We start from the raw sequence: 23,664 nt of genomic DNA, 5'->3' as shown, positions 1-23,664 counted from the left end.
TTTCGTCATCAGTTTACAACCTCTACATAGTGCGCATTTTTATCCGTTTTCTCCAGCCTTCTGGAGAAATGGGCAAGACATTGGCAGAAATGAGCATTGAGAGGAACGCCGCCGAAGACCACAATGTTCACCATCAGGCAGACATCCACCTGCCCTCTTTTCTACCCACATAAGGGAACGAACAATGAACAATTTTAATCTGCATACCCCAACCCGTATTCTGTTCGGCAAAGGCGCTATCACCGATCTGCGCCAGCAAATTCCGCAGGGCGCCCGCGTGTTAGTCACCTACGGTGGGGGTAGCGTGAAAAAGACCGGCGTTCTGGCTCAGGTACATGACGCCCTCAGCGGTCTTGATGTGCTGGAATTCGGCGGGATTGAGCCGAACCCGTCTTATGAAACGCTGATGAATGCCGTCAAAATGGTGCGTGATGAGAAGGTGACTTTCCTGCTGGCGGTGGGAGGAGGCTCCGTTCTGGACGGGACCAAATTTATCGCTGCCGCCGCCCACTACGCCGATGGCGTCGATCCGTGGCGAATTCTGGAAACCCGTGGCAACGACGTGAAAAGCGCAGTACCGATGGGCTCCGTTCTGACGCTGCCCGCGACCGGTTCTGAATCTAACTCTGGCGCGGTTATCTCACGCAAAACCACCGGTGATAAGCTGGCGTTTATGACGCCGTTTGTACAGCCAGTGTTCGCTGTACTGGATCCGGTTTACACCTATACGCTGCCGCCGCGTCAGGTTGCCAACGGTGTCGTCGATGCGTTTGTGCACACGGTAGAACAGTATGTCACCTACCCGGTCGACGGAAAAATCCAGGATCGTTTCGCTGAAGGTATTCTGCTGACGCTGGTTGAAGATGGCCCGAAAGCGCTGCAGGAGCCTGAAAACTATGATGTCCGCGCCAACGTGATGTGGGCGGCGACGCAGGCGTTGAACGGTCTGATTGGCGCAGGTGTCCCCCAGGACTGGGCAACCCATATGCTGGGCCATGAACTCACCGCCATGCACGGCCTCGATCATGCCCAAACGCTGGCTATCGTTCTGCCGGCGCTGTGGAATGAAAAACGCGACACCAAACGTGCCAAACTGCTGCAATACGCCGAGCGCGTCTGGAACATTACGGAAGGTTCTGATGACCAGCGTATTGATGCTGCTATCGCCGCCACCCGCAGTTTCTTTGAGCAATTAGGGGTGCCTACCCGTCTCTCGGATTATGGTCTGGACGGCAGCTCTATCCCGGCGTTGCTGGCAAAACTCGAAGCGCACGGTGGTACAAATCTCGGTGAACATCAGGATATTACGCTGGACGTCAGCCGTCGTATTTATGAGGCGGCGCGCTAAGGTTTTTTCGCTTCAGACTTTCGTTTTTGGGCATTTCGTCCAGACTTAAGTCACACAACCTCACCGGGGCGATGCTCCGGTGAGCTCATATGAAGGAGGAACGCATGGCTACACCAACCATTATCAAGCTTCAGGATGGCAATGTAATGCCGCAACTGGGCCTGGGTGTCTGGAAGGCGAGCAATGAGGAAGTGATCTCCGCCATTCATAAAGCGCTGGAAGTGGGGTACCGCTCAATTGACACTGCTGCCGCGTATCAGAATGAAGAAGGGGTCGGCAAGGCGTTAAAAAACGCGGGCATTGCCCGGGAAGAGCTGTTCATCACCACCAAATTGTGGAATGACGATCAAAAACGTCCTTATGAAGCACTGCAGGAAAGCCTGGACAAACTACAGCTCGACTACGTGGATCTCTACCTGATGCACTGGCCTGTCCCTGCTATTAACCATTATGTTGAAGCATGGAAAGGGATGATCGACCTGCAAAAGCAGGGGCTGGTGAAAAGCATCGGCGTATGTAACTTTCAGGTCAATCACCTCCAACGTTTGATCGACGAAACGGGCCTGGCGCCTGTGATCAACCAGATCGAACTGCACCCGCTGATGCAACAGCGCCAACTGCATTCCTGGAATGCCACCCACAAGATCCAGACGGAATCCTGGAGTCCGCTGGCGCAGGGTGGCGAGGGGGTATTCGATCGGCCCATTATTCGCGACCTGGCAGACAAATATGGCAAATCTCCGGCGCAAATTGTTATTCGCTGGCATCTGGACAGCGGTCTGGTGGTGATCCCGAAATCCGTTACGCCTTCACGTATTGCGGAAAACTTCAACGTCTGGGACTTCCGCCTCGATAAAGATGAATTGAGCGAAATTGCCAAGCTCGATCAAGGAAAACGTCTGGGCCCGGATCCGGATCAGTTCGGCGGTTAACGCGTCCCTTTACTTTTGAAGCCCGGTTTTCTGTCGGGCTTTTTTCATTTTGAAATAAACCGAAACAATATCCGCCTGATTCTATGTATATTTCCTGCCGACTCAGGCGCAGCATTATATTAGCTAACCATTTGGTTACTCATGGAAACTATACTCACCCATAACTGATAACAATGTTTTATAGGTGGTTTATTGTGACGGAAAACAAATCCCAGGGCGTCAAATGGCTCCCGCTCATTATCATTATGTTGATCACCGTAGGTCTGTGGCAACTCTCTCCCCCCACCGGGTTAACAGTACCCGCATGGCACTCGGCCATTATCTTTGTGGCCACTATTGCGTCTATTGTTGCAAAAGTACTGCCCATTGGCGCTGTGGGCCTCATTGGCATTACCGTTTTTGCGCTCGTCTATGCCGCCGGGGATAAAACCGCCAGTGGCGCAATTACCACGGCACTGAGTGAACTCAACAGTTCGCTGATCTGGCTGATTGTCGTGGCGTTTATGATCGCCCGGGGATTTATCAAAACTGGGTTGGGTCGGCGTATTGCCTTGCAGATGATCCGCCTGCTGGGCAAACGTACGCTGGGGCTCGCCTACGGCCTGGCCTGTGCCGATCTGATCCTCTCTCCGGCGATGCCAAGTAACACCGCTCGCTGCGGCGGCGTAATTTATCCTATTGCCGACTCACTGGCGCGCAGCTTTGATTCACGACCCGATGATGAGTCTCGCAGTAAAATCGGCACCTTTCTGATCACCTGTATCGGGAACGTGAATGACGTTACCGCCGCACTCTTCATGACGGGCTACACCGGTAACCTGTTGGCGGTGAAACTGGCGGCAAACGCAGGCGTCACCTTAACATGGGGAAGCTGGTTTATGGCGGCGCTGCTGCCCTGCCTGGTCTCGCTGCTGATCGTCCCCCTCCTCGTCTACTGGTTGACCCGACCGGAAATCAAACACACTCCCGATGCCCCCAATATCGCACGCAAAGAGCTGGCGGAAATGGGAAGTATGACGCGCGGTGAATGGTTGATGCTGGCAACCGTCGGCGTCCTGCTGGTGCTGTGGATTTTTGGTGATGCGCTGGGGGTAGATGCAACAACGGCCTCGTTTGTCGGTCTCTCCATTCTGCTGCTGAGCGGTGTTCTCAGTTGGGAAGACGTCAAAAGCGAGAAAGGCGCATGGGATACGCTGATCTGGTTTGCGGCATTGTTAATGATGGCAAACCAGTTGAAGAAATTAGGTTTCACTACCTGGTTTGGTAATCTGATTGGCGACAGTATCGGCAGCACGATGCAGGGCACCAGTTGGGTGATCGTTCTGCTTATTCTGAATGCCGCCTATTTCTATACCCATTACTTCTTCGCCAGCGGTAACGCTCAGATCGCCGCACTGTATGCCGTATTCCTGGGCGTTGGCCTGCACCTGAATATCCCGGCAGCGCCGATGGCGCTGATGTTGGCGTTTACCAGCAGCCTGTATTGCTCCCTCACCCAGTACACCCACGCACGCGGTCCGATCCTGTTTGGCGCAGGATATGTCCCGACAGGTGTCTGGTGGCGAACGGGTTTTGTTATCAGCCTGTTTAACCAGGCGGTCTTTTTGACCGTGGGGCTGGCATGGTGGAAAGTGCTGGGTTTGTACTAAGCCCATGAAGCTGGCCGGATGGTAGTGCAAGCCTTTTCCGGCCGACCGTTCGTAGCATTAAACGAAAGCCCGGTCAGCGTGAGCGCTGCCGGGCAACAGGGTTTAGCGCCCTACCGTAGGTTTAGCGCGTTTTTTCGCCCCTTCAGACGGTTTGCGCGACGGCGTTGACGGCGCTTTCTTCGCGCTCGCCGGAGTCTGACGCTGATGCGCCACTGGCGTGTGCTTGGTCAATGCCGGACGCGTATTACGGTTCTGACGACGCGCTTCGCGCATCTCTTCCAGCGTAGGTGACGGGACCAGGCACTCCCGGCGACCGCCGATCAGATGCTTTTTACCCATCTCTTCCAGCGCCTGACGGATTAATGGCCAGTTAGCCGGATCGTGGTAACGCAGCAGCGCTTTATGCAGACGACGCTGTTTATCCCCTTTCGGTACCACCACATCTTCACTCTTATAACCAATTTTACCCAGCGGGTTTTTCCCGGTGTAATACATGGTGGTCGAGTTCGCCAGCGGCGACGGATAGAAGTTCTGCACCTGATCAAGACGGAAACGACGCTGCTTCAGCCACAGTGCCAGATTGACCATATCCTCGTCTCGCGTACCGGGGTGCGCAGAGATGAAGTAAGGGATCAGGTACTGCTCTTTACCCGCCTGTTTCGAATAGGTATCAAACAGCTCTTTGAAACGGTCATAGCTGCCCATACCCGGCTTCATCATCTTCGACAATGGGCCTTCTTCGGTATGTTCCGGCGCAATCTTCAGGTAGCCGCCGACGTGATGGGTCGCCAGCTCTTTGATGTAACGCGGGTCTTCAACGGCGATGTCATAACGTACACCGGAAGCGATCAGGATCTTCTTGATGCCCTTCAGATCGCGGGCGCGGCGATAGAGATTAATCGTCGGCTCATGATTGGTGTCCATATGGGGGCAAATATCCGGATAAACGCACGACAGGCGGCGACAGGTTTGCTCCGCGCGCGGCGACTTACAGCGCAACATATACATGTTCGCCGTGGGGCCGCCGAGGTCAGAAATGATACCCGTAAAACCAGGAACGGTGTCGCGAATCGCTTCGATCTCATTGATGATCGAATCTTCCGAGCGGCTCTGAATAATGCGCCCTTCGTGTTCAGTGATCGAACAGAAGGAACAGCCGCCAAAGCATCCACGCATGATGTTGATCGAAAAACGGATCATCTCATAAGCCGGAATACGGCTGTCGCCATACGCCGGGTGCGGCACGCGCTTATACGGCAGAGCAAAAACGCTGTCCATCTCTTCAGTCGAGAGCGGAATGGCCGGCGGGTTGATCCAGATGTAGCGATCGCCATGTTTTTGCATCAGCGCACGCGCACAGCCAGGGTTGGTTTCATGGTGCAAAATACGCGAAGCATGCGCATACAATACTTTGTCGCCCTTCACCTTCTCAAAGGATGGCAGCAGCACGTAGGTTTTCTCCCACGGCTTCGGACGCGGCGGCTGCACCGTGACTGCTTTTGCTTCCTGCTTTTTCGGCGCTACTGGCTTGTTATCGGCGCACGGCAAGTCTTCACCATACGGATGCGGGATGGGATCGATTTTCCCCGGCGTGTCCAGACGCGTGGAATCCACGCCGCTCCAGCCCGGCAGTGCCTCTTTAACCATGATCGCGGTGTTACGCACATCGCGGATCTGGTCGATGGTTTCTCCCATCGCCAGACGGTGCGCAACTTCCACCAGCGGGCGCTCGCCGTTGCCGAACATCAGCATGTCGGCTTTGGAATCCACCAGCACCGAGCGGCGTACGGTATCCGACCAGTAGTCGTAGTGCGCGGTGCGGCGCAGACTGGCTTCAATGCCGCCAAGGATCACGGGGACATCTTTCCACGCTTCTCTACAACGCTGGGTGTAGACCAGCGTGGCGCGATCCGGGCGTTTTCCCGCCACGTTATCCGGGGTATACGCATCATCATGGCGCAGTCGGCGATCGGCGGTATAGCGGTTGATCATCGAGTCCATGTTGCCGGCGGTAACGCCGAAAAACAGGTTCGGTTTACCCAAACGCATAAAGTCGTCTTTGCTGTTCCAGTCCGGCTGAGCAATGATGCCGACGCGAAATCCTTGCGATTCCAGCATACGACCACAGATCGCCATACCAAAACTCGGATGATCGACATACGCATCACCGGTAACCAAAATAATGTCGCAGCTATCCCAGCCAAGTTGGTCCATTTCGTCGCGTGACATCGGCAAAAAAGGTGCGGGACCAAAACAGGCTGCCCAGTACTGAGGCCAGGAGAAAAGGTCTCTGTCTGGCTGGATCAGGGATATTGCGCTCATAACACTTCCAAAAATGGTAAAAAAATAATCAAAGGCCGGCGATTATAAGCCGGAACGAATGAGAAATCGAAAGGTATTCTTATCTCGCCCTCGCGGGCGAGAAGAGGATTACGGCACCGGATTCACCAGTAACTGCCCGATAGAGCCACGGTCCGCCATTTCCAGAGTCTGGCTGTTAAAGTAGAACGGGAAATGAGCCCAGGACGGTTGTCCATAATAGACCAGCAGTTCCACCTGACCATCCACCCAAATGGTGTCTTTCCAGCCCCTGTCTTCCGGGAAAGGTATTGCGCCGTTCACGTTGCGAATCAGGAAGGTAACCCCTTCAATGTGGAACGACTGTGGCAGATCGGCGCGGACGGTCCAGCGCTCCCAGGAGCCCTGCTGAGCGGTGATATCAATACGGTTTACATCCCACAACTGCCCATTAATACCCGGATCGTCACCAAGGCTGATATCCCGACTGCGAATCGGCGCGCCGCTCATGATTTCCGTCGGCAACAGGCGCATCGGCAGATTGTCTGTCACCAGCGGCAGTAGCCCTGTCGGGCGCAACGTCAGCACCAGCGTCGACACCAGAATACTGGAAGGCTCAAAGAACCCACGGATCCTGTCGACAATGCCAGCCGCTTCGCCACAGGTGATCGACACCTCATCACCGTTGGTCATGTCTACCAGGATCTCACGACGTTCGCCTGGCGCCAGCGACAACTGTTTAACCGACACTGGCGCAGGCAAAAAGCCCTGGTCACCCGAAATCACATGCAATGCGCGGCCGTCGCTCATCTGCAAAAGGTATCGACGTGAGTTGGAAGCGTTCAGCAAACGCAATCGCACCCAGCCGCGAGACACTTCCACATACGGGCTTTGTGCGCCGTTAACCAGCAAGGTGTCGCCGACAAAACCGCCGCTTCCCGGTTCGCTGTACTCTGGCGCACCAAAATTATCCAGCCGTTTGTCCTGGATGATGATGGGGAAATCATCCACACCGTAGTGGTTAGGGATCGGCAGCGACTTGCTGACTTCATCTTCTACCAGCCACATCCCGGCCAGGCCGTTGTACACCTGTTGCGCGGTTCGGTTCGGCGTATTTGCGTGATACCACAAGGTGGCGGCGCTCTGGCGAATCGGCAGCACCGGCGCCCAGTCAGCATTCGGCGACATCATGCGCGCCGGGCCGCCCATCAGTGGCCCGGGCACCTGAAGACCCGCGATGGTCATCGAGACGTTTTCAGCCAGCCGGTTACTGTAGATCAGCTTGACGTCATCCCCTTTCCAGACGCGGATCGTCGGTCCCAAATAGCGGCCGTTGACGCCCCAGACCGGTGCGCGAGTCCCTTGCGTAAAGGACCAGTGCGCGCGCTGCAACGTCATAAATAATGGCTGTCCACGACGGGACTCTAACAGTGGCGGAACAGGCAACGGTTGCTGCTGTCCGGCAGCATGTGCTCGCAGCGGAACAGCACCAGCACACAGTGCGATCCCTGATGCCTGAATGAACTGACGCCGACTGAGTGACATATAAGCTCCATGTAAAACTGGCTAAAATAATGCGCAGGAAATCGTATTCCGCAAATCTCTCACTAACCGACTTAAACGTTGCCGGTCGCTTCCCGTTCTGCGACTTCTTTATCGAGTTCTGCGATTTTTTGTTCCATCAGTGTACGGCAATGTGCCGCGAGTTCCCGAACCTGATCTTTACCAAAGGCGCTGATATCAACCGGCGGCAACATCTCAACGATCACCAGACCGTTATTCAGTCGGTTAAGGTTAATCTTATTTGAGGTATTGGATACGCACACGGGAATAACGGGTACGCCTGCTGCAATAGCGGCATGAAACGCCCCAGTCTTAAACGGTAGCAGACCACGCCCGCGGCTGCGCGTGCCTTCCGGGAACATCCAGACGGAAATACGGCGCTTCTTAATATGGCGTACCACCTGCGCAATGGTACTGTGTGCTTTGGCCCGGTTATCTCTGTCAATCAATAAGTTGCCGGTTAACCAATATAACAGACCGAAAAACGGTATCCACAGCAGGCTTTTTTTACCCACGGTAACGGTAGGCGGTTGAACAATATTCGCGGCCGTAACCATGTCGTAATTATTCTGATGGTTAGCGATATAAATGGCATTGCCATGGTTTTCAACACCGGCAGGCAAACGACATTCCACCTTCAGACCATACAAAGGGGCCAGACGGCCAAACATACGACCAAAGGTCGAGACGTGCTTAGGATTTCGTGGACTGAAGAGACAGTAGATACACCCAAAAATACAGACCAGAATGCAGTAAATAACAGTAATAAAGAGACGAAAAATATATAGCATAACAACCTCTGAAGCCCCAAGAGCCTACTATTGTACGTCACCTGCTATCAGGTTAGAGCTTTGTTAAGAGCGGCTCTCTGGAAAAGCGTATTGTTAATCGCAACGCACGAATAAACAACGGTTTCACGGGAATTTTTAACGTTTATTCTCCCTCCATGAAAGGAGGGAGAACAGAACAAGACAATTACTCTTCGCTATCGCCACTGCTTGCGCGACGGGGAGAGTCGATCTCGATACGATCGATACGCTGCAGACCGCGCATCAGCGTACCGCGGCGACCACGCTCGCCAGTCACTTTTTGCAGCTCTTCAGGACGCAGTTTAATTTTGCGTTTGCCGACGTGAATCGTCAGCGTGCTTTGTGGCGGCAGAACGTAAAGCAGAGCCAGGCCATCTTCACCTTTCGCGGCTTCCGCAGAAGGAATATTGATGATCTTATTCCCTTTGCCTTTCGACAATTGCGGCAGATCGCTGACCGGGAACATCAACATACGGCCCGCATGTGTTATTGCCAGCAGCATATCAGTGTCATCTTCAATCACCACCGGCGGCATCACATGCGCATTTTCCGGTAACGTAATCAGTGCCTTGCCCGCACGATTGCGCGCGACCAGATCGTTGAAGGTACACACAAAACCGTAACCCGCATCAGACGCCATCAACAGTTTCTGCTCATCGCCTTCCATCAGCATATGATCTACCGTCGCCCCCGGCGGCAGCGTAAGCTTACCGGTCAGCGGTTCGCCCTGACCACGTGCCGACGGCAGCGTAATCGGGTCGATGGCATAACTGCGCCCGGTCGTGTCAATGAACACCACGGGCTGGTTACTCTTGCCTTTCACGGCGGCTTTAAAGCTGTCGCCCGATTTATAGTTCAGCCCTTGCGCGTCAATATCGTGACCTTTGGCGCTACGCACCCAGCCCATTTGGGAAAGCACGATGGTCACTGGCTCAGACGGCAGCATGTCGTGCTCGCTCATCGCCTTAGCTTCTTCGCGTTCCTGCAACGGAGAACGACGATCGTCGCCATAGGCATCAGAGTCAGCCTGCAGCTCTTTCTTCAGCAGGTTATTCATTTTGCGCTCGGAAGCCAGAATGCTCTGCAACTGGTCACGCTCTTTCGCCAGTTCATCCTGCTCACCGCGGATTTTCATCTCTTCCAGTTTGGCAAGATGACGCAGTTTCAGTTCGAGGATGGCTTCAGCCTGCGTTTCAGTGATGCCGAAGCGCGACATCAACGCAGGTTTTGGTTCATCCTCGTGACGGATGATCTCAATGACTTCGTCGATATTGAGAAACGCCACCAGCAAACCTTCGAGGATGTGCAGGCGCTTGAGGACTTTCTCCAGACGATAGTTCAGGCGGCGGCGCACGGTGTCACGACGGAACGCCAGCCATTCGGTCAGGATCTCCAGCAGATTTTTCACTGCCGGACGACCATCCAGGCCGATCATATTCAGGTTAATGCGATAACTTTTTTCCAGATCCGTGGTGGCGAACAGGTGGTTCATCACCTGATCCATGTCCACACGATTGGAGCGCGGCACCACCACCAGACGCGTCGGGTTTTCGTGATCCGACTCGTCACGCAGATCGTCCACCATCGGCAGCTTTTTATTGCGCATCTGGGCCGCGATTTGCTCAAGAACACGCGCGCCGGAAACCTGGTGCGGCAGTGCGGTAATCACCACCGCGCCGTCTTCTTTATTCCATACCGCACGCATGCGCACGGAGCCACGCCCGTTCTCGTAAATCTTACGGATTTCAGCACGGGAGGTAATGATCTCGGCTTCCGTCGGGTAGTCTGGCCCCTGCACGATATCCAGCAGTTGATCCAGCGTCGTTTTCGGCTGTTCAATCAGGGTGATGGCCGCTTTCGCCACTTCGCGCAGGTTATGCGGAGGAATGTCTGTTGCCATCCCGACCGCAATACCGGTAGTCCCGTTGAGCAGAATGTTCGGCAGACGCGCAGGCAGCATTTTCGGCTCCTGCATCGTGCCGTCAAAGTTCGGTACCCAGTCTGACGTTCCCTGCCCCAGTTCGCCCAGCAGTAGCTCCGCGTACTTCGACAGGCGAGATTCGGTATAACGCATCGCTGCGAAGGATTTCGGGTCGTCCGGTGCCCCCCAGTTCCCCTGGCCGTCAACTAACGGATAACGGTAAGAGAATGGCTGCGCCATCAGCACCATGGCTTCGTAGCAGGCGCTGTCACCATGAGGATGATACTTACCCAGTACGTCACCGACGGTACGGGCGGATTTTTTAAATTTGGCGCTGGCATTCAGCCCCAGTTCCGACATCGCATACACAATACGACGCTGAACCGGCTTCAGCCCGTCACCAATAAACGGCAACGCCCTGTCCATGATGACGTACATGGAGTAGTTCAGATAGGCGTTTTCCGTGAATTCATGCAGCGCAAGGCGCTCTGCCATATCGCTCATTAATCGTGGTTCCTCAACTGTTAGCCTGAACAATACCCGCTATCTGCCAGGCAATATTGCCGCAGATATTACCCTATCTGGCGCGTTGAGTCACAAAGTCTGCCAGCTTTCCCCCATCCCGTTGGTAAGGACGGGGGAAACACAACTAGTGTGCGGTGATGTACAGTTCTTTGCTGTAGATATAATCCTGTGGATTGTGAACAGGAAAGCCGCCCACATACGGTTTAAGCAGTTTAATCAGGGGTTGGTAATAAAGAGGAATCAGCGGCGCTTGCTGATAAATGATCTGCTCCGCCTGCTGATAAAGTGCGTTTCTCTGCTTTGCATCGGCTGTCTGAGCCGCCTGCGCCAGCAAGGCATCATAGTGCGCATTTTGCCAATGCCCGACGTTCTCGGCATTCTCCGACTGCAATGTATTCAGGAATGTTGAGGCTTCATTGTAGGTGGCGTCCCACGACTGGCGAGAGAGCATAAAATCCCCATCCCGTCGCGCATCCAGATACGTTTTCCACTCCATTGTCCGCAATTTGACGTCCGCGCCCAGCCACTTTCGCCACTCGGAAGAGAGCGCGATCGCCGTTTTTTCGTGAAGATCGTACTTATTGTAAAACAGCTCAAACGCTAACGGATGTTGGGCATCATAGCCCGCTTGCTTCAGCAACGCTTTTGCCATTTCGACCCGCTGACTCATCGGCAACTGCAATTCATCCAGAGCAGGCGCGGCAAAACCAGAAACCTGCGGCGGGGTTAACGTTGTCGCTGGCGTCCTCAGTCCCAGAACCTTCTGCGCAATAAGTTGCCGGTCTACTGTGAGATATAATGCACGTCGCACGCGCACGTCATTGAAGGGGGCTTTGCGGGTATTGAAGTTATAATACTCGCTATTCAGGCGGGGAATGACCCGCAACTCGCCAGGCAGGTTCTTTTCGATTGTCGGAATTTGCTGCGCGGGCACCCAGGTCAGATCGACCTCGCCTGCGCGATAGCGATTGTACCCCGTCACCGCATTATCCAGCGCCAGATACTCCACCTGCTGCAATACCGTCTGCTGCGCGTCACGGTAACGTGGATTTTTACGCACCACGATCTTCTCGTTAACCACCCATTTATCCAGCACAAACGCGCCGTTGAAGACCATATGCTCAGGCTTACTCCAGGCATCGCCATATTGCGCAATCACATGATGCGGGACAGGAAACATCGTGGGCCATGCCAGCATAGCGGTAAACCACGGGACGGGTTGCTCAAGAGAAACTTCCAGCGTCTGGTCGTCCACTGCCTTGACCCCAAGCGAGGCCGCCGGCGATTTTCCTTCAACGATAGCCTGCGCATTGCGAATGTGCGCGGCGCCGAGATACCCCGCGAAGGGGCTGAGCGTGTGCGGATCCACCGCACGTTGCCAGCCGACGACAAAATCCTGAGCCGTCAGTGGCGTTCCATCTGACCATTGCAGTCCTTTTCGCAGATGAAAAACATACCGTTTGCCACCGTCCAGCACCTCCCAGCGCTCTGCTTGCGCGGGCTGTACATTGCCTTCGCCATCCATCCAGACCAGGCCTTCAAATACATCGAGAACGACCTGTGCTGCGGTATTTTCCTCCACCTTTTGCGGGTCCAGAGTGCCTGGGTCGCTGTGGTTGTTATAGCGGAAAATTTGTTGCGGTGAGAGTACGGTTCCTTCAGGAACTGTCGCGGCAAAAAGAGAGGGACTGCATATCAGGCTGACCAGCCATAATAGAGGGCGCATTTTCATGATATCTCTGTCAGAAAAAGTAGAGCGTATCACTTTACGCCTGAATGTCGTCAGAAGGCTGATTTACATCATCTTTCTGACATAAAGAAACGGGCCGCAAGCGCGGCCCTGATGAGGATTATTTGGCAACTTTGGTGACCTGTTTTACATCGATCTCCACAGAGTTCCAGTCTTTATCGACCTCCCCCTGGATTTCCACAACGTCCTGCGGCGTCACGGTCACCCCGTTCCAGCGTTTGTGGTCGATATCTACATTCACGGTGCCGGTGGCATCTTTAAACAGATACAAATCGTCGGAAATACGCTCAACGATATTCCCGCGCAGCGTTACCCAGGTATCATCACGCAGCGATTTAGCACTTTCGACTGTCGTGCTGCTACCGTTCGGGCCAACAAACCCACCGCTTTGACTTTGCGTCGCCGTCGGACCAGAAAATCCGCCCTGTTGAGCCGCCAGGACCGGTGCAGAACTCAATGCCATCACGGCAATTATTGCAGCCAATTTCTTCATGATACTTTCTCCCTTTCATGTTGTTTCATGTCCATTAAATACATTAATCCTTAACAACTTCTTAAGCCAAAAAAAGAGATTTTTTTTCTGTACATCGCCCGCGACGACAGGGTTTACTGACAACAGACTGAATCAATGCAGGACGAATATCATGCGAATTTTACTGGTAGAAGACGACACGTTGATTGGCGATGGCGTCAAAGCGGGTCTGGGTAAAATGGGATTCAACGTCGACTGGTTTACCGAAGGACGCCTGGGTAAAGAAGCGCTCTACAGCGCCCCTTATGATGCGGTGATCCTCGACCTTACGCTGCCGGGAATGGATGGACGAGAGATCCTGCGCGAATGGCGTGAAAACGGCAAACGCGAACCGGTATTGATTTTGACGGCGCGTGATGCGCTGGCGGAACGTGTTGAAGGTTTGCGTCTCGGCGCAGACGACTATCTCTGCAAACCCTTTGCGCTCATCGAAGTCGCCGCCCGACTGGAGGCGCTGGTGCGCCGTGCCAACGGCCAGGCCAGCAGCGAACTGCGTCACGGACAGGTAACGCTCAATCCCGGCAGCCTGATGGCGACGCTGGCAGGAATACCTTTACCGCTCAAACCGAAAGAATTTGCGCTGCTGGAACTGCTCATGCGCAACAGCGGGCGAGTTCTGCCGCGCAAACTCATCGAAGAAAAACTGTATAGCTGGGACGATGACGTCTCCAGCAATGCTGTTGAAGTGCATGTACATCATCTGCGCCGTAAACTCGGCAGCGACTTTATCCGTACCGTGCATGGGATCGGCTACACCCTGGGTGACGCATGAAATTAACGCAACGTCTCAGTCTGCGGGTCAGATTAACCCTGATCTTTCTGATCCTGGCATCCCTGACCTGGGCGGTCTCCAGCTTTGTCGCGTGGAAGAAAACAACCGACAACGTTGATGAGCTGTTTGACACGCAACTGATGCTGTTTGCCAAACGTCTGAGCGCGCTGGATATCAACGACATCAACGCGTCAGAGCGAATGGCGCGCACGCCGAAAAAATTCAAACATGGCCATGTCGATGACGATGTTCTGGCCTTTGCGGTGTACACCCGCGACGGCAGAATGGTGCTGCACGATGGCGATAACGGACGGGACATTCCCTATAGTTACCGTCGGGATGGTTTTGATGATGGCCGGTTGAAAGGGGATAACGACAAATGGCGTTTTATCTGGTTAACCTCCGCCGACGGTAAATACCGTATTGTGGCGGGGCAAGAGTGGGAGTACCGCGAAGATATGGCGTTGGCGATCGTCACGGCGCAACTCACCCCCTGGCTTATCGCCCTCCCACTGATGCTGCTGATTCTGATTGTGTTGCTCAGTTGGGAACTCAAGCCGTTGAAAAAACTGGCTCAAACTCTGCGTTTGCGCGCCCCGGAATCAGAAGAGCCGCTTGATCCTAAAGGCGTCCCCAGTGAAGTCCGCCCGCTGGTTGAAGCACTCAATCAGTTATTTATCCGCACGCACTCAATGATGGTGCGTGAACGACGCTTCACCTCAGACGCCGCCCATGAACTGCGCAGCCCCTTAACGGCACTGAAAGTCCAGACCGAAGTGGCGCAGCTCTCTGGCGACGATCCGAAGGCCCAGGAAAAAGCGCTCGCGCAACTGCATGCAGGCATTGACCGCGCCACACGTCTGGTGGATCAACTCTTAACCCTTTCACGACTCGACTCGCTCGACAATCTACAGGATGTGGCAGAACTCTCTCTGGAGGAGGTTCTACAATCCGCCGTGATGGAGATTTATCATCTGGCGCAGCAGGCACACATCGATGTGCGTCTGAACATTAATGCACACAATGTCGTGCGAACCGCGCAGCCTTTGTTGCTGAGTTTGCTGGTACGAAACCTGCTGGATAACGCCATTCGCTACAGCCCGCAGGGTAGCATCGTGAACGTGACCTTACATGCGCGCTGTTTTACCGTTACCGATAATGGCCCCGGCGTGGCGCCCGATATTCTGCCCCACATCGGCGAACGTTTTTATCGCCCCCCGGGACAGAGCGTGACAGGCAGCGGGCTGGGCCTGTCGATCGTCCGCCGTATTGCCGCATTACATGGCATGGAGGTGACGTTTAGTCATGCCGCCCAGGGAGGGTTTGAAGCCACGGTGAAGTGGTGAGGCTGGATTATTGCTAAAAAAGCAAAAGACTTTGCACATTTTGCTAATTTCACCGGACCGTTCATCAGCGTAAAATTGCCTTCAAACGCATTCCTGTGAGGACAAATAATGAGCAACATTCTGATTATCAACGGCGCGAAAAAATTCGCCCATTCCAATGGTCAGTTGAATGACACCCTGACCGAGGTCGCGGATGGCTTCCTGCGCGACCTCGGTCATGATGTTAAAGTCGTCCGTGCCGAAAGTGATTACGACATCAACACCGAAATTCAGAACTTCGTCTGGGCCGATACAATAATCTGGCAGATGCCAGGCTGGTGGATGGGCGCGCCGTGGACGGTTAAAAAATACATTGATGACGTCTTCACTGAAGGTCACGGCATCCTGTACGCCAGCGATGGACGCACCCGTTCAGACGCCTCGAAGAAGTATGGTTCAGGCGGTCTGATTCAGGGCAAAAAATATATGCTCTCACTGACCTGGAACGCGCCGATGGAAGCCTTCACCGAGAAAGATCAATTCTTTGAAGGCGTGGGCGTGGACGGCGCATACCTGCCGTTCCATAAAGCTAACCAGTTCCTGGGGATGGATCCGCTGCCTACCTTTATCGTCAACGACGTGATTAAAATGCCGGACGTCCCACGTTATATCGCAGAATATCGCAAGCATCTGAGCGAGATTTTTGGTTAACTGGTTATTCAAAATTAGCCCCCAATAATTCGAGTTGCAGCCAACGCAGCTGCAGCTTGAAGAATGCCGGGTATAGAAGGAGTTAACCATGCTTACAGTCATTGCTGAAATCCGTACGCGTCCAGGTCAACACCACCGCCAGGCGGTACTGGAGCAGTTCGCTAAAATCGTACCAGCCGTCTTGAGAGAAGAGGGTTGCCACGGCTATGCGCCGATGGTCGATCACGCCGCTGGCGTGAGTTTCCAGACAACAGCCCCTGATTCAATCGTGATGATCGAACGGTGGGAAAGCGTAGCGCATCTCGAAGCGCATCTGCAGACCCCACACATGAAAGCCTGGAGCGAAGCCGTCAAAGGCGAAGTGCTGGAAACGAATATTCGTATTCTGGAATCAGGTCTTTAAGTTACGTGGTATTGCCGGGTGGCACGCCGTTTACCCGGCCAGGAAAACCCTAAAACTTAACCTGTAGGCCCGGTAAGCGCAGGGTATGAACCGGAAACATGGGTAACACTTTAGACCGGATACATGGGTAACAGTTATAACTGGCATAGAAGAGGAGACTCCCTATGCCCTGGACTGAGACCCGACCTATGCAACGCCTTGATTTTATCCGTGCCTGCATGCAGGTACGGACTCCTTTTTCTGCCCTGTTCCGTCTCTTCGGCATCAGGTCGCAAGAGCCGGCTACAAATGGCTTGAACGCTTCGACCCTTCCGATCTTCGTCTCTTTCTGACCGTTGCACTGCTTCCACTCTCTCATTCCCGGGACAGTTCCGGACGATATCAGTCAGTCACTGAGCCGCTCTGGCGGCAAAAGCACCCTGACTGGGGGTCCAAAAAAACTGCGATGTGGTGCCTCAACCACCCGGTGGATTTTGCCGTACCGGCTGGCCAGCACCATCGGCGACATTCTTAAACGGGAGGGACTGTGGGGCCGGATAAAAAACGAAAACGCAGAACACCGGGGAAATCGGCCAGCCGCTGACGACTATCAGTGCAAACAATCAGGTCTGGAGCGCTGATTTTAAAGGTTGCTTCAGACTGCTGAGGCAGTAGAGTACTTGCCACCCCGTTTCACCCTGACAGACAATCACGAGCCGGTATCTTCTGACGCTTGCCGTCGGAACATACCGTGAGAGCGAGCCCTTCGTCAGGCAGTGCCTGACGGGATGCATTCCTGGAATACGAGGCTCCCGGAATGTTGCTCAGAACGGACAACGGGCAGGCCGTTCGCAGTGGAACAGGTATCGCCGGGTTAAGCAGCCTCGGCGGTCTGGCTAATAAAGCTGGGCGTCAGACCGGAACGTATCCGGGCTGGGACATCCGGAGGAAAATGGTCGTCATGAGCGAATTCACCGTTCTCTGAAGAGTGCGCTGAAGCTCGGAAACACCTTCATTGACGATGGAAGAACAACAGCGATGGTTCAGTGACTACCGTGAAGAGTTTAACTATGAAAGGCCGCATGAAGCACTGGGCCGCGCAACGCCCGGAACGGTGTGGCGACCCCTCGAGCCGACAGGTGGGGATGGCAGTGTTCCTGAATATGTTTATCCGGCAGAAGGTATGGTCTACAGGGTGAAATCGAGGGGAACACTTTATATGGGTAAAAAGGGGACTGTGTTCCTGAGTGAAGCGCTGACTGGCGAGTACATTATGCTGAAAGAACAAGATGATGACCTGGAGGCCATCATCTTTAATGGGATAACGCTTGCGTACTACGACCGAAAAACCCAGAGTGTGCTCCGGATAGACTAGAAAGTGTTACCTATGTTCCCGGTCTGATCTGTCACCTATGTATCCGGTCATACAGCAGCGCCACCGGGCTTTTTTACAGCTACCAGTATAACTTCCAGCTCTGCGTAAACCGCACCAGCGCTTCAACGTAGAAGTAATCCCCCCAGCTCGCGCACTCATCCACGCCTTTGTTACTCGCCAGATGGTAAACCGAGTGCTTCAGCAGCCCGTTGCCCTTCTCGTCTTTGCCCATCAGATAGTGGCGGGTCAGGGACGACATCATCCCTTTCGCCCACGCCAGATAGCGCTCGCGATCCGGATCCGTCACCGGCAGATGCTTCAACAACTCCAACAGCCCGCAAACTGCGATCGCCGCCGCCGACGAATCGCGCAATGCGTCGGTGCCCACCAGCGCCAGATCCCAGTGACAGACGTAATCTTCCGGCAGCCGGTTCAGGAAGTAGTTCGCCAGCCGTTTCGACAGGGCGATCATCGTCTCGTCGCCGGTATAGATGTAGCTCAGCAGGAAACCGTAAATCCCCCACGCCTGGCCGCGCGACCAGCAGGAGTCGTCCGCGTAGCCCTGCTGCGTATTACCGTAGCGTGGCGCACCGGTTTTCACGTCCATGTAGTAGGTATGGTACGTCGACGCATCATCACGGATCAGGTACGTCGCCGCCTGCATGACATGCGCTTTAGCAGCTTCTGCAAAGCGCGGATCGCCGGTTTGTTCGGTTGCCCAGTAGAGCAGCGGCAAGTTCATGTTGCAGTCGATGATCATCCGTCCGGCCTGTTCAGGATCAGTCAGATCGCCCCATGCCTGGATGATCTTCGCCTTCTCATGGAAGCGCTCAAGCAGGGCTTCGGCGGCCAGCAAAGAGAAACCGCGCGCCTCGCGATTGCCCGTCAAACGCCAGGCCGCCACGCAAGACAGGGTATACAGAAAACCTAAATCATGGGTGTTGGTGTCGTTGCGCCCGGCGATGCGCAGGCCAAACGAACGCACATTTTTTTCTGCAAGCTGGCGGAATGTCTCATCCCCACTCATCTCCCATGCCAGCCACAGTTGGCCAGTCCAGAAACTGGTAGTCCACTCCACGTTTTCCGTCAGCGGGTAAAATCCGTCCTGGCAGGTTTCAGCCGGGAATTTTTCACCGAACTCCGTTAAATGACGGCGAATCAGTTCGAGGACATGGCCGCGCGCGGAACATAACTCATCGTTAAATGCGTGGGCATCAACGGGCGCAGGAATATCGACCAGGCGTTCCTCTACGATACGACTTAACATATTTCGGTTCCTTCTTCTAAAGCTGTAATTAGCGTGATGGATTGTGTTCTGCGACGTTCATGGCCTGCGCCCCGCGCCATTTGCTCTGGCAAGCGGATAACGTAAAGGCAGAAATCAGGGTAAAGGTCAGCGCCGTGGCGCCCATAATGATATAGGTCTGTTCAAATCCAATGCGGTCGTACATATATCCGGCAGGTGAAGACACCACCACGTTTCCGACATATAGCATCGCCTGATAACCTAATAAATACATGGTGGCGTTAACGCGTTTATCGAAATGCTCGGCGATATATTTAAATACCGACACCAGCAGTAGACAGATTTCCAGACCATACAGCGGTTTGAGAATCGAAATTAACAAGTGCGAATCACACATGCCGGAAATAATCAGACGCGCGCCCACCACTAATCCCACAATTAATAATCCGCGCTTGGCACCAATAAAATTCACAAACAGCGGGATCACCATATACATCAGGAATTCCATCCCCGACTGTACCGTGCCCAGGTAGCCAAAGACGGCGTTGCCCTGTTGCACGTCATCGAAGAAGGTAACGAAATAGCGCGAGAACTGCTGTTCGGCGATAAACATCATCCACGCCACGCCCGCCACATACAGGCAGAAGGCCCAGAATTTGTGATTACGCAGCAGCGCATAAACGTCCGACGGCGCGATCTTCTCTTTGGTCAGTACCTCTCCGGCGTGAACGGAGTCAGTGTTCACTTTCAGGTTCAGCAGGACAATCAGCATGATGACTGACGCGACGCTGCCCATAATGAAGTTATACGCCGGAGAGAGGTTAAACAGCAGGCCGGAGAACGAGGACGCCACCGCCCAGCCGAGCGATCCCCACATTCTGATCTGGCCAAACTCCATCCCGTTCAGGCGGCTAAAACGGTCAGAATAGGATTCGCACGCCGCCACGCCCGCATACCAGGCAAAGCTTAAATAGAGCGCCCCGATAATAATCCCGAGCATGGTGTTGGACATTAACAGCGGCTGATAGACATAAATAAAGAACGGAGCCATCAGCGCCGACATCGCCACCACAAAATAGAGCAGGTATTTGCTCATGCCGATTTTATCGAGAATATAGCCGTAAATTGGTTTCAGAATAACGGAGAATACGCCGTTAACCGCAAATACAGTGCCAATTACCGAGCCGCTCAGATTCGCTTTTTGGCCGAGCCAGATCGCCAGCAAACCAATACTGGCAGACCAGGTAAAGAAATAGAGAAAGATAAAACTACTGATTTTGTAATATTCATTTCTATTATTCGTTGATGTATTTTTCATACCATCCTCGCCGAGATATCCAGGGTTATTAGATAAAGAACGCCATTTGACGTTCGCTTCCCGGTTCGTGAATCACGACCTGGTTATTGTTAATGTGCAACTGCGGGGTAATCGCGTAGTTTTTCTGTATTCCGGAGGCCGTAACGGCACTACAGAGCCAGCTTTCACCGACCGGGATTTCCGTGGAGAGCACAGGAATAGAGGCGCATTCCGCGAACATAATGCTGCTGTTCGGCGGTGTGACGATGCTGTCGGGCACGCGGGTAATCACGGGAGACAAATCGATAATCACGCTGCTGCCGTTTTCGGCGTTCAGATAACAACCACGCTCTTGCAGTCGATGTTCTGTTTTGATCACCGCGAAGCCGCCCTCTACCGTTTGCAGGGTGCGCGCGCTATTAATGCGATGCAGACGCAGATGCCACTCGCCGAACGGCACCAGCCAGGTGTCTATATGCACGTCATGCCACGGCGACCAGCGCGAGAAAATGAAATTCTCATCGACGCGCACTTCCTCGCAGTCGCGACGACCACGGAAGTAGTTATCGCCGTCACTGAGCAGCAGCATAGAGTCGCTGGCAGCGTGTTTTAGACCGAAACGCCCGCGCTCAATGGTGAAACCAAAGCGGCTGGAGTAGGCAAATTTAGTGTATTTCGCTTCGGTATTGACGTAGTTATTCAGCTCCAGTTGCCCCGCGGTGAGCAGCGTGGCATGCTGCGACGCGTCGGCATGGGTGATGATTTGCTGCGCATTTGGGATCAGGTGTTTTTCCGCACGTTCCGGCAACGACTGTTCCTCTGCCAGCCAAAACGGACTTCCCTCTTCCAGCGCGAGGATCAGGTACGTTTTCAGCGCCCAGTACGGCGATCCTGGCGAGTTGTAGTCTTCGCACATCGCCAGATTGGGATAGGAAAAACCCAGCGTCAGAATGCCGTCGCGATCGAGGATCGGCTGCTGCTGCCACCAGCGCAGATGACGCAAAATCACCCCTTTCACAATGCCTGGCGTGAAGACATCCAGTTCAGAAAATGCCACCGCGCTCCAGAAGGCAACCATCGCAAAACGGTAGGTCAGGCTGCGACCAAAAGGGATAGATGCGCCGTCGGCGGCAGACATGTAGATAAAATCATCGGCAAACTGGCGCGCGCGGTCACGCAGCAGCACCGCCCTCTCTTCGTCACCGCTGAGCGTGGCGTAGATCAGACCATAGAAGTGGAACGCCATTGAAATGTAATAATCTTTCGGGCGGCCCGGACCGTCTGAATACCAGCCATCGCCCAGGTAATATTCATCCATCATGGCGAAACGGCGGTCGATAGCCCCCTGGTCAAACGGCAGTCCGGCGCATTTAAAACCGAGCTGAACCATAATGGCAAAATAGTTCCAGTTGCTGTCCGGCATCTGCGCATCGGTGATTTGATTCAGCCACGCGTGCAGGTTCTGTAACTCGCGTTCACTAAATCTGGCGGTGAGCTTATCCCGCAACAGCGAAAGGCCCAGTCCATACGCCGCCATCTCTACCAGGCGTTGGTCGTAAGGCGCAGTTTCGCCCCAGTAGTCTGCGCTTTGTGGATCGGTTCCCCGCTTGATAGCCGTGATGTATTTGTCGCCAAACGGCGTGGCGTCACCGGACGCCATCAACGGGAACAGACCCCACAGGGCGCGAGAAAGCCCCTCCATCTGTGCAATATCCGTGGCGTAGTGCGCGCAGGTATCGCCCAGAGAAAAGCGGGAACTTTCCTGCGGGAATTGTTTGTCCAGCGCGCCCAGCATCGCGTTTAACGCTGCCACGACATCCCGACGGGAAGACAACGGATTTGATTTTTCTTTATTTGCCGCCAACATACGCTCGTCCTCATAATCAACTGCGGCAAAGAATAGTGAATCAGGACGGCGTAGAAATGTTAGCCATGTCACAGCGATGACAGATGAATAAACCCGCAGTTGAGAAAATTTAAAAAGGTGGTTTATAAATACAAAGTGAGAGGGAAAAGTTGAGTTTTATTGCACTATGCGCGACATGCCAAAATCCGATCGTCTGGAGCTGATTGCCTTAAACGACGCCACCGTGTCGTTCAGTCGACTATTCGCCAATACCGTGCGCTATCACCACTGGCATCAGTGCCTGGAAATTCTCTATGTCGAAGAGGGATTTGGTGTGGCAATTGTCGATAATCGCCACTACACCATGCGCCGCGGACGGCTGTTTTTCTTCCCGCCGTTTACCCTGCACAAAGTGATGGTGGATGAACAGGCCGTGGCGACTTACCGTCGCACCATTATTCATCTCGACCACCACGCGATATTGAAGACTCTGCGCGATTTCCCGCAAACCCAGCACCGGTTGCAGAAACTGTCCCGACGTGGAGGTGAGGCGTGGGTTGTCGATGTAGCGCACTGCCATACGCACGTTGTCCATCTCTTTGACTGTTATCAGCCGCCACTGAGCAGCGAAAATATCGCCAGCCTGCTCATCAGTCTGCTCGCCATGCTGCCAGAAGATAACGACGGTGCGCCCGGCAACAGCCACGGTATTGCCAGCCTCGTGATGTTCTGGCTAGATGAGAACTATCAGCACAAATTCAGTCTTGATGCGCTGGCGCAGGAGTTAGGTAAATCGCGCAGTTACGTTTCACGAAAATTCCACGCTGAAATGGGCGAGAAAATTCATGATTATCTGAACACGTTGCGGCTACGGAAGGCCTGTGAAAGGTTGCTCCACAGTGAGGAGAGCGTGCGGGAGATTGCCGCCAGAGTCGGTTTTTCTGACGTGACGTACTTTATCAGCGCGTTTAAAAAGGGCATCGGCGAGACGCCATTGCAATACCGTAAAGCGCATAAATCGTAATCCTGGATAGCAGCATGAACGCATTATCCGGCCTGTGGGTTATTTCATGAACGGCAGGAAAGTTCGCATAACCCAGCAGAATAAACATCCATATTTAATTCACGAATAAAATATTTCTATAGCATAAATACCGCTACCGATGATTCAATCGGACATTATGTCCAGTTGTACGTTTTTTATGTGATTTAAGCCGCATTCAATTCTTAACTTTTATCTGTATCATTTAAATACGAATTAACGCACAGGTGTAATTACAGACATTGCCTCTGAGACCCTGGAAAAAATCTCGCGTGCCAAAATGCTTTAGAAATTATATATATTCAGCTACAACCAGGCTTGTAATTACTGATTCGGATAAC

At 53.8% G+C, this 23,664-nt stretch carries 19 protein-coding genes; 10 read left to right on the top strand and 9 right to left on the bottom strand.

The features are described 5' to 3' along the window. The first annotated feature begins 184 nt into the window (after positions 1-184). The 3 genes from yqhD to P2W74_RS03460 all read left to right on the top strand — a co-directional run bounded on the left by yqhD (position 185) and on the right by P2W74_RS03460 (position 3,929). Positions 185-1,348 (top strand): alcohol dehydrogenase, encoded by a 1,164-nt coding sequence (gene yqhD, locus P2W74_RS03470; RefSeq protein WP_276293902.1) that lies wholly within the window; start codon positions 185-187, stop codon positions 1,346-1,348. Positions 1,349-1,452: 104 nt separating this feature from the next. Continuing rightward, the gene (gene dkgA, locus P2W74_RS03465) at positions 1,453-2,280 is read left to right on the top strand and encodes a 2,5-didehydrogluconate reductase DkgA (protein WP_203359976.1); all 828 of its coding nucleotides are present in this window, start codon (positions 1,453-1,455) and stop codon (positions 2,278-2,280) included. Between the two features lie 173 nt (positions 2,281-2,453). Then, a complete protein-coding gene (locus tag P2W74_RS03460; protein WP_276293901.1) occupies positions 2,454-3,929 on the top strand; it encodes a DASS family sodium-coupled anion symporter in 1,476 nt (491 codons plus the stop codon). A 102-nt stretch (positions 3,930-4,031) separates the two neighbouring features. On the opposite strand, the gene P2W74_RS03455 is transcribed toward P2W74_RS03460, so the two are convergent. The 6 genes from P2W74_RS03455 to P2W74_RS03430 form a co-directional block, all read right to left on the bottom strand. After that, positions 4,032-6,251, bottom strand: a complete 2,220-nt coding sequence (locus P2W74_RS03455) for a YgiQ family radical SAM protein (RefSeq protein WP_276293900.1) — start codon at positions 6,249-6,251, stop codon at positions 4,032-4,034. Positions 6,252-6,359: 108 nt separating this feature from the next. Beyond that, positions 6,360-7,772 (bottom strand): cell division protein FtsP, encoded by a 1,413-nt coding sequence (gene ftsP / locus P2W74_RS03450; RefSeq protein ID WP_276293899.1) that lies wholly within the window; start codon positions 7,770-7,772, stop codon positions 6,360-6,362. Between the two features lie 71 nt (positions 7,773-7,843). Then, positions 7,844-8,581: a 1-acylglycerol-3-phosphate O-acyltransferase gene (gene plsC, locus P2W74_RS03445; protein WP_276293898.1), complete on the bottom strand. Its 738-nt coding sequence runs from the start codon at positions 8,579-8,581 to the stop codon at positions 7,844-7,846. A gap of 184 nt (positions 8,582-8,765) precedes the next feature. After that, complete coding sequence (parC, locus tag P2W74_RS03440) at positions 8,766-11,024, bottom strand: DNA topoisomerase IV subunit A (protein ID WP_276293897.1); 2,259 nt, start codon at positions 11,022-11,024, stop codon at positions 8,766-8,768. Positions 11,025-11,169: 145 nt separating this feature from the next. Then, complete coding sequence (locus P2W74_RS03435) at positions 11,170-12,777, bottom strand: ABC transporter substrate-binding protein (protein ID WP_276293896.1); 1,608 nt, start codon at positions 12,775-12,777, stop codon at positions 11,170-11,172. A gap of 118 nt (positions 12,778-12,895) precedes the next feature. Beyond that, positions 12,896-13,288, bottom strand: a complete 393-nt coding sequence (locus tag P2W74_RS03430; protein ID WP_276293895.1) for a YgiW/YdeI family stress tolerance OB fold protein — start codon at positions 13,286-13,288, stop codon at positions 12,896-12,898. A 151-nt stretch (positions 13,289-13,439) separates the two neighbouring features. Between P2W74_RS03430 and qseB the strand changes: the two genes are divergently transcribed. The 6 genes from qseB (at position 13,440) to P2W74_RS03400 (ending at position 17,892) form a co-directional block, all read left to right on the top strand. Continuing rightward, positions 13,440-14,099: a quorum sensing response regulator transcription factor QseB gene (gene qseB / locus P2W74_RS03425; RefSeq protein ID WP_276293894.1), complete on the top strand. Its 660-nt coding sequence runs from the start codon at positions 13,440-13,442 to the stop codon at positions 14,097-14,099. Next, the gene (gene qseC, locus P2W74_RS03420; protein WP_276293893.1) at positions 14,096-15,445 is read left to right on the top strand and encodes a quorum sensing histidine kinase QseC; all 1,350 of its coding nucleotides are present in this window, start codon (positions 14,096-14,098) and stop codon (positions 15,443-15,445) included. The genes qseB and qseC overlap by 4 nt, the downstream gene beginning before the upstream one ends. Positions 15,446-15,553: 108 nt before the next feature. After that, entirely contained in the window at positions 15,554-16,135 is a 582-nt protein-coding gene (locus P2W74_RS03415) for an NAD(P)H-dependent oxidoreductase (protein ID WP_276293892.1), read from the top strand. Positions 16,136-16,223: 88 nt separating this feature from the next. After that, positions 16,224-16,538, top strand: coding sequence for a putative quinol monooxygenase (locus P2W74_RS03410; protein WP_276293891.1), 315 nt, complete (start codon positions 16,224-16,226; stop codon positions 16,536-16,538). Positions 16,539-17,334: 796 nt separating this feature from the next. Continuing rightward, positions 17,335-17,502, top strand: a complete 168-nt coding sequence (locus tag P2W74_RS03405) for a hypothetical protein (RefSeq protein WP_276293890.1) — start codon at positions 17,335-17,337, stop codon at positions 17,500-17,502. 30 nt (positions 17,503-17,532) lie between these two features. Next, positions 17,533-17,892: a hypothetical protein gene (locus P2W74_RS03400; RefSeq protein ID WP_276293889.1), complete on the top strand. Its 360-nt coding sequence runs from the start codon at positions 17,533-17,535 to the stop codon at positions 17,890-17,892. 79 nt (positions 17,893-17,971) lie between these two features. Here P2W74_RS03400 and P2W74_RS03395 read toward each other — a convergent pair whose 3' ends face one another. The 3 genes from P2W74_RS03395 to P2W74_RS03385 are packed head-to-tail and all read right to left on the bottom strand — an operon-like array spanning position 17,972 to position 22,302. Then, complete coding sequence (locus tag P2W74_RS03395; RefSeq protein WP_276293888.1) at positions 17,972-19,159, bottom strand: glycoside hydrolase family 88 protein; 1,188 nt, start codon at positions 19,157-19,159, stop codon at positions 17,972-17,974. Between the two features lie 28 nt (positions 19,160-19,187). Continuing rightward, positions 19,188-20,456 carry an oligosaccharide MFS transporter gene (locus P2W74_RS03390; RefSeq protein ID WP_276293887.1) on the bottom strand — a complete coding sequence of 423 codons (1,269 nt, stop codon included), beginning with the start codon at positions 20,454-20,456 and terminating at the stop codon, positions 19,188-19,190. A 28-nt stretch (positions 20,457-20,484) separates the two neighbouring features. Further along, positions 20,485-22,302 (bottom strand): DUF2264 domain-containing protein, encoded by a 1,818-nt coding sequence (locus P2W74_RS03385; RefSeq protein WP_276293886.1) that lies wholly within the window; start codon positions 22,300-22,302, stop codon positions 20,485-20,487. Positions 22,303-22,468: 166 nt separating this feature from the next. On the opposite strand from P2W74_RS03385, the gene P2W74_RS03380 reads away from it, so the two are divergent. Beyond that, positions 22,469-23,305: a helix-turn-helix transcriptional regulator gene (locus tag P2W74_RS03380; RefSeq protein ID WP_276293885.1), complete on the top strand. Its 837-nt coding sequence runs from the start codon at positions 22,469-22,471 to the stop codon at positions 23,303-23,305. Positions 23,306-23,664: the final 359 nt, after the last annotated feature.

Origin of the sequence: Citrobacter enshiensis (genome assembly GCF_029338175.1) — a bacterium.
Lineage (GTDB): Bacteria > Pseudomonadota > Gammaproteobacteria > Enterobacterales > Enterobacteriaceae > Citrobacter_D > Citrobacter_D enshiensis.
Note: the sequence above shows the minus strand (reverse complement) of the source record. Positions and strands in the feature narration are given on the sequence as shown.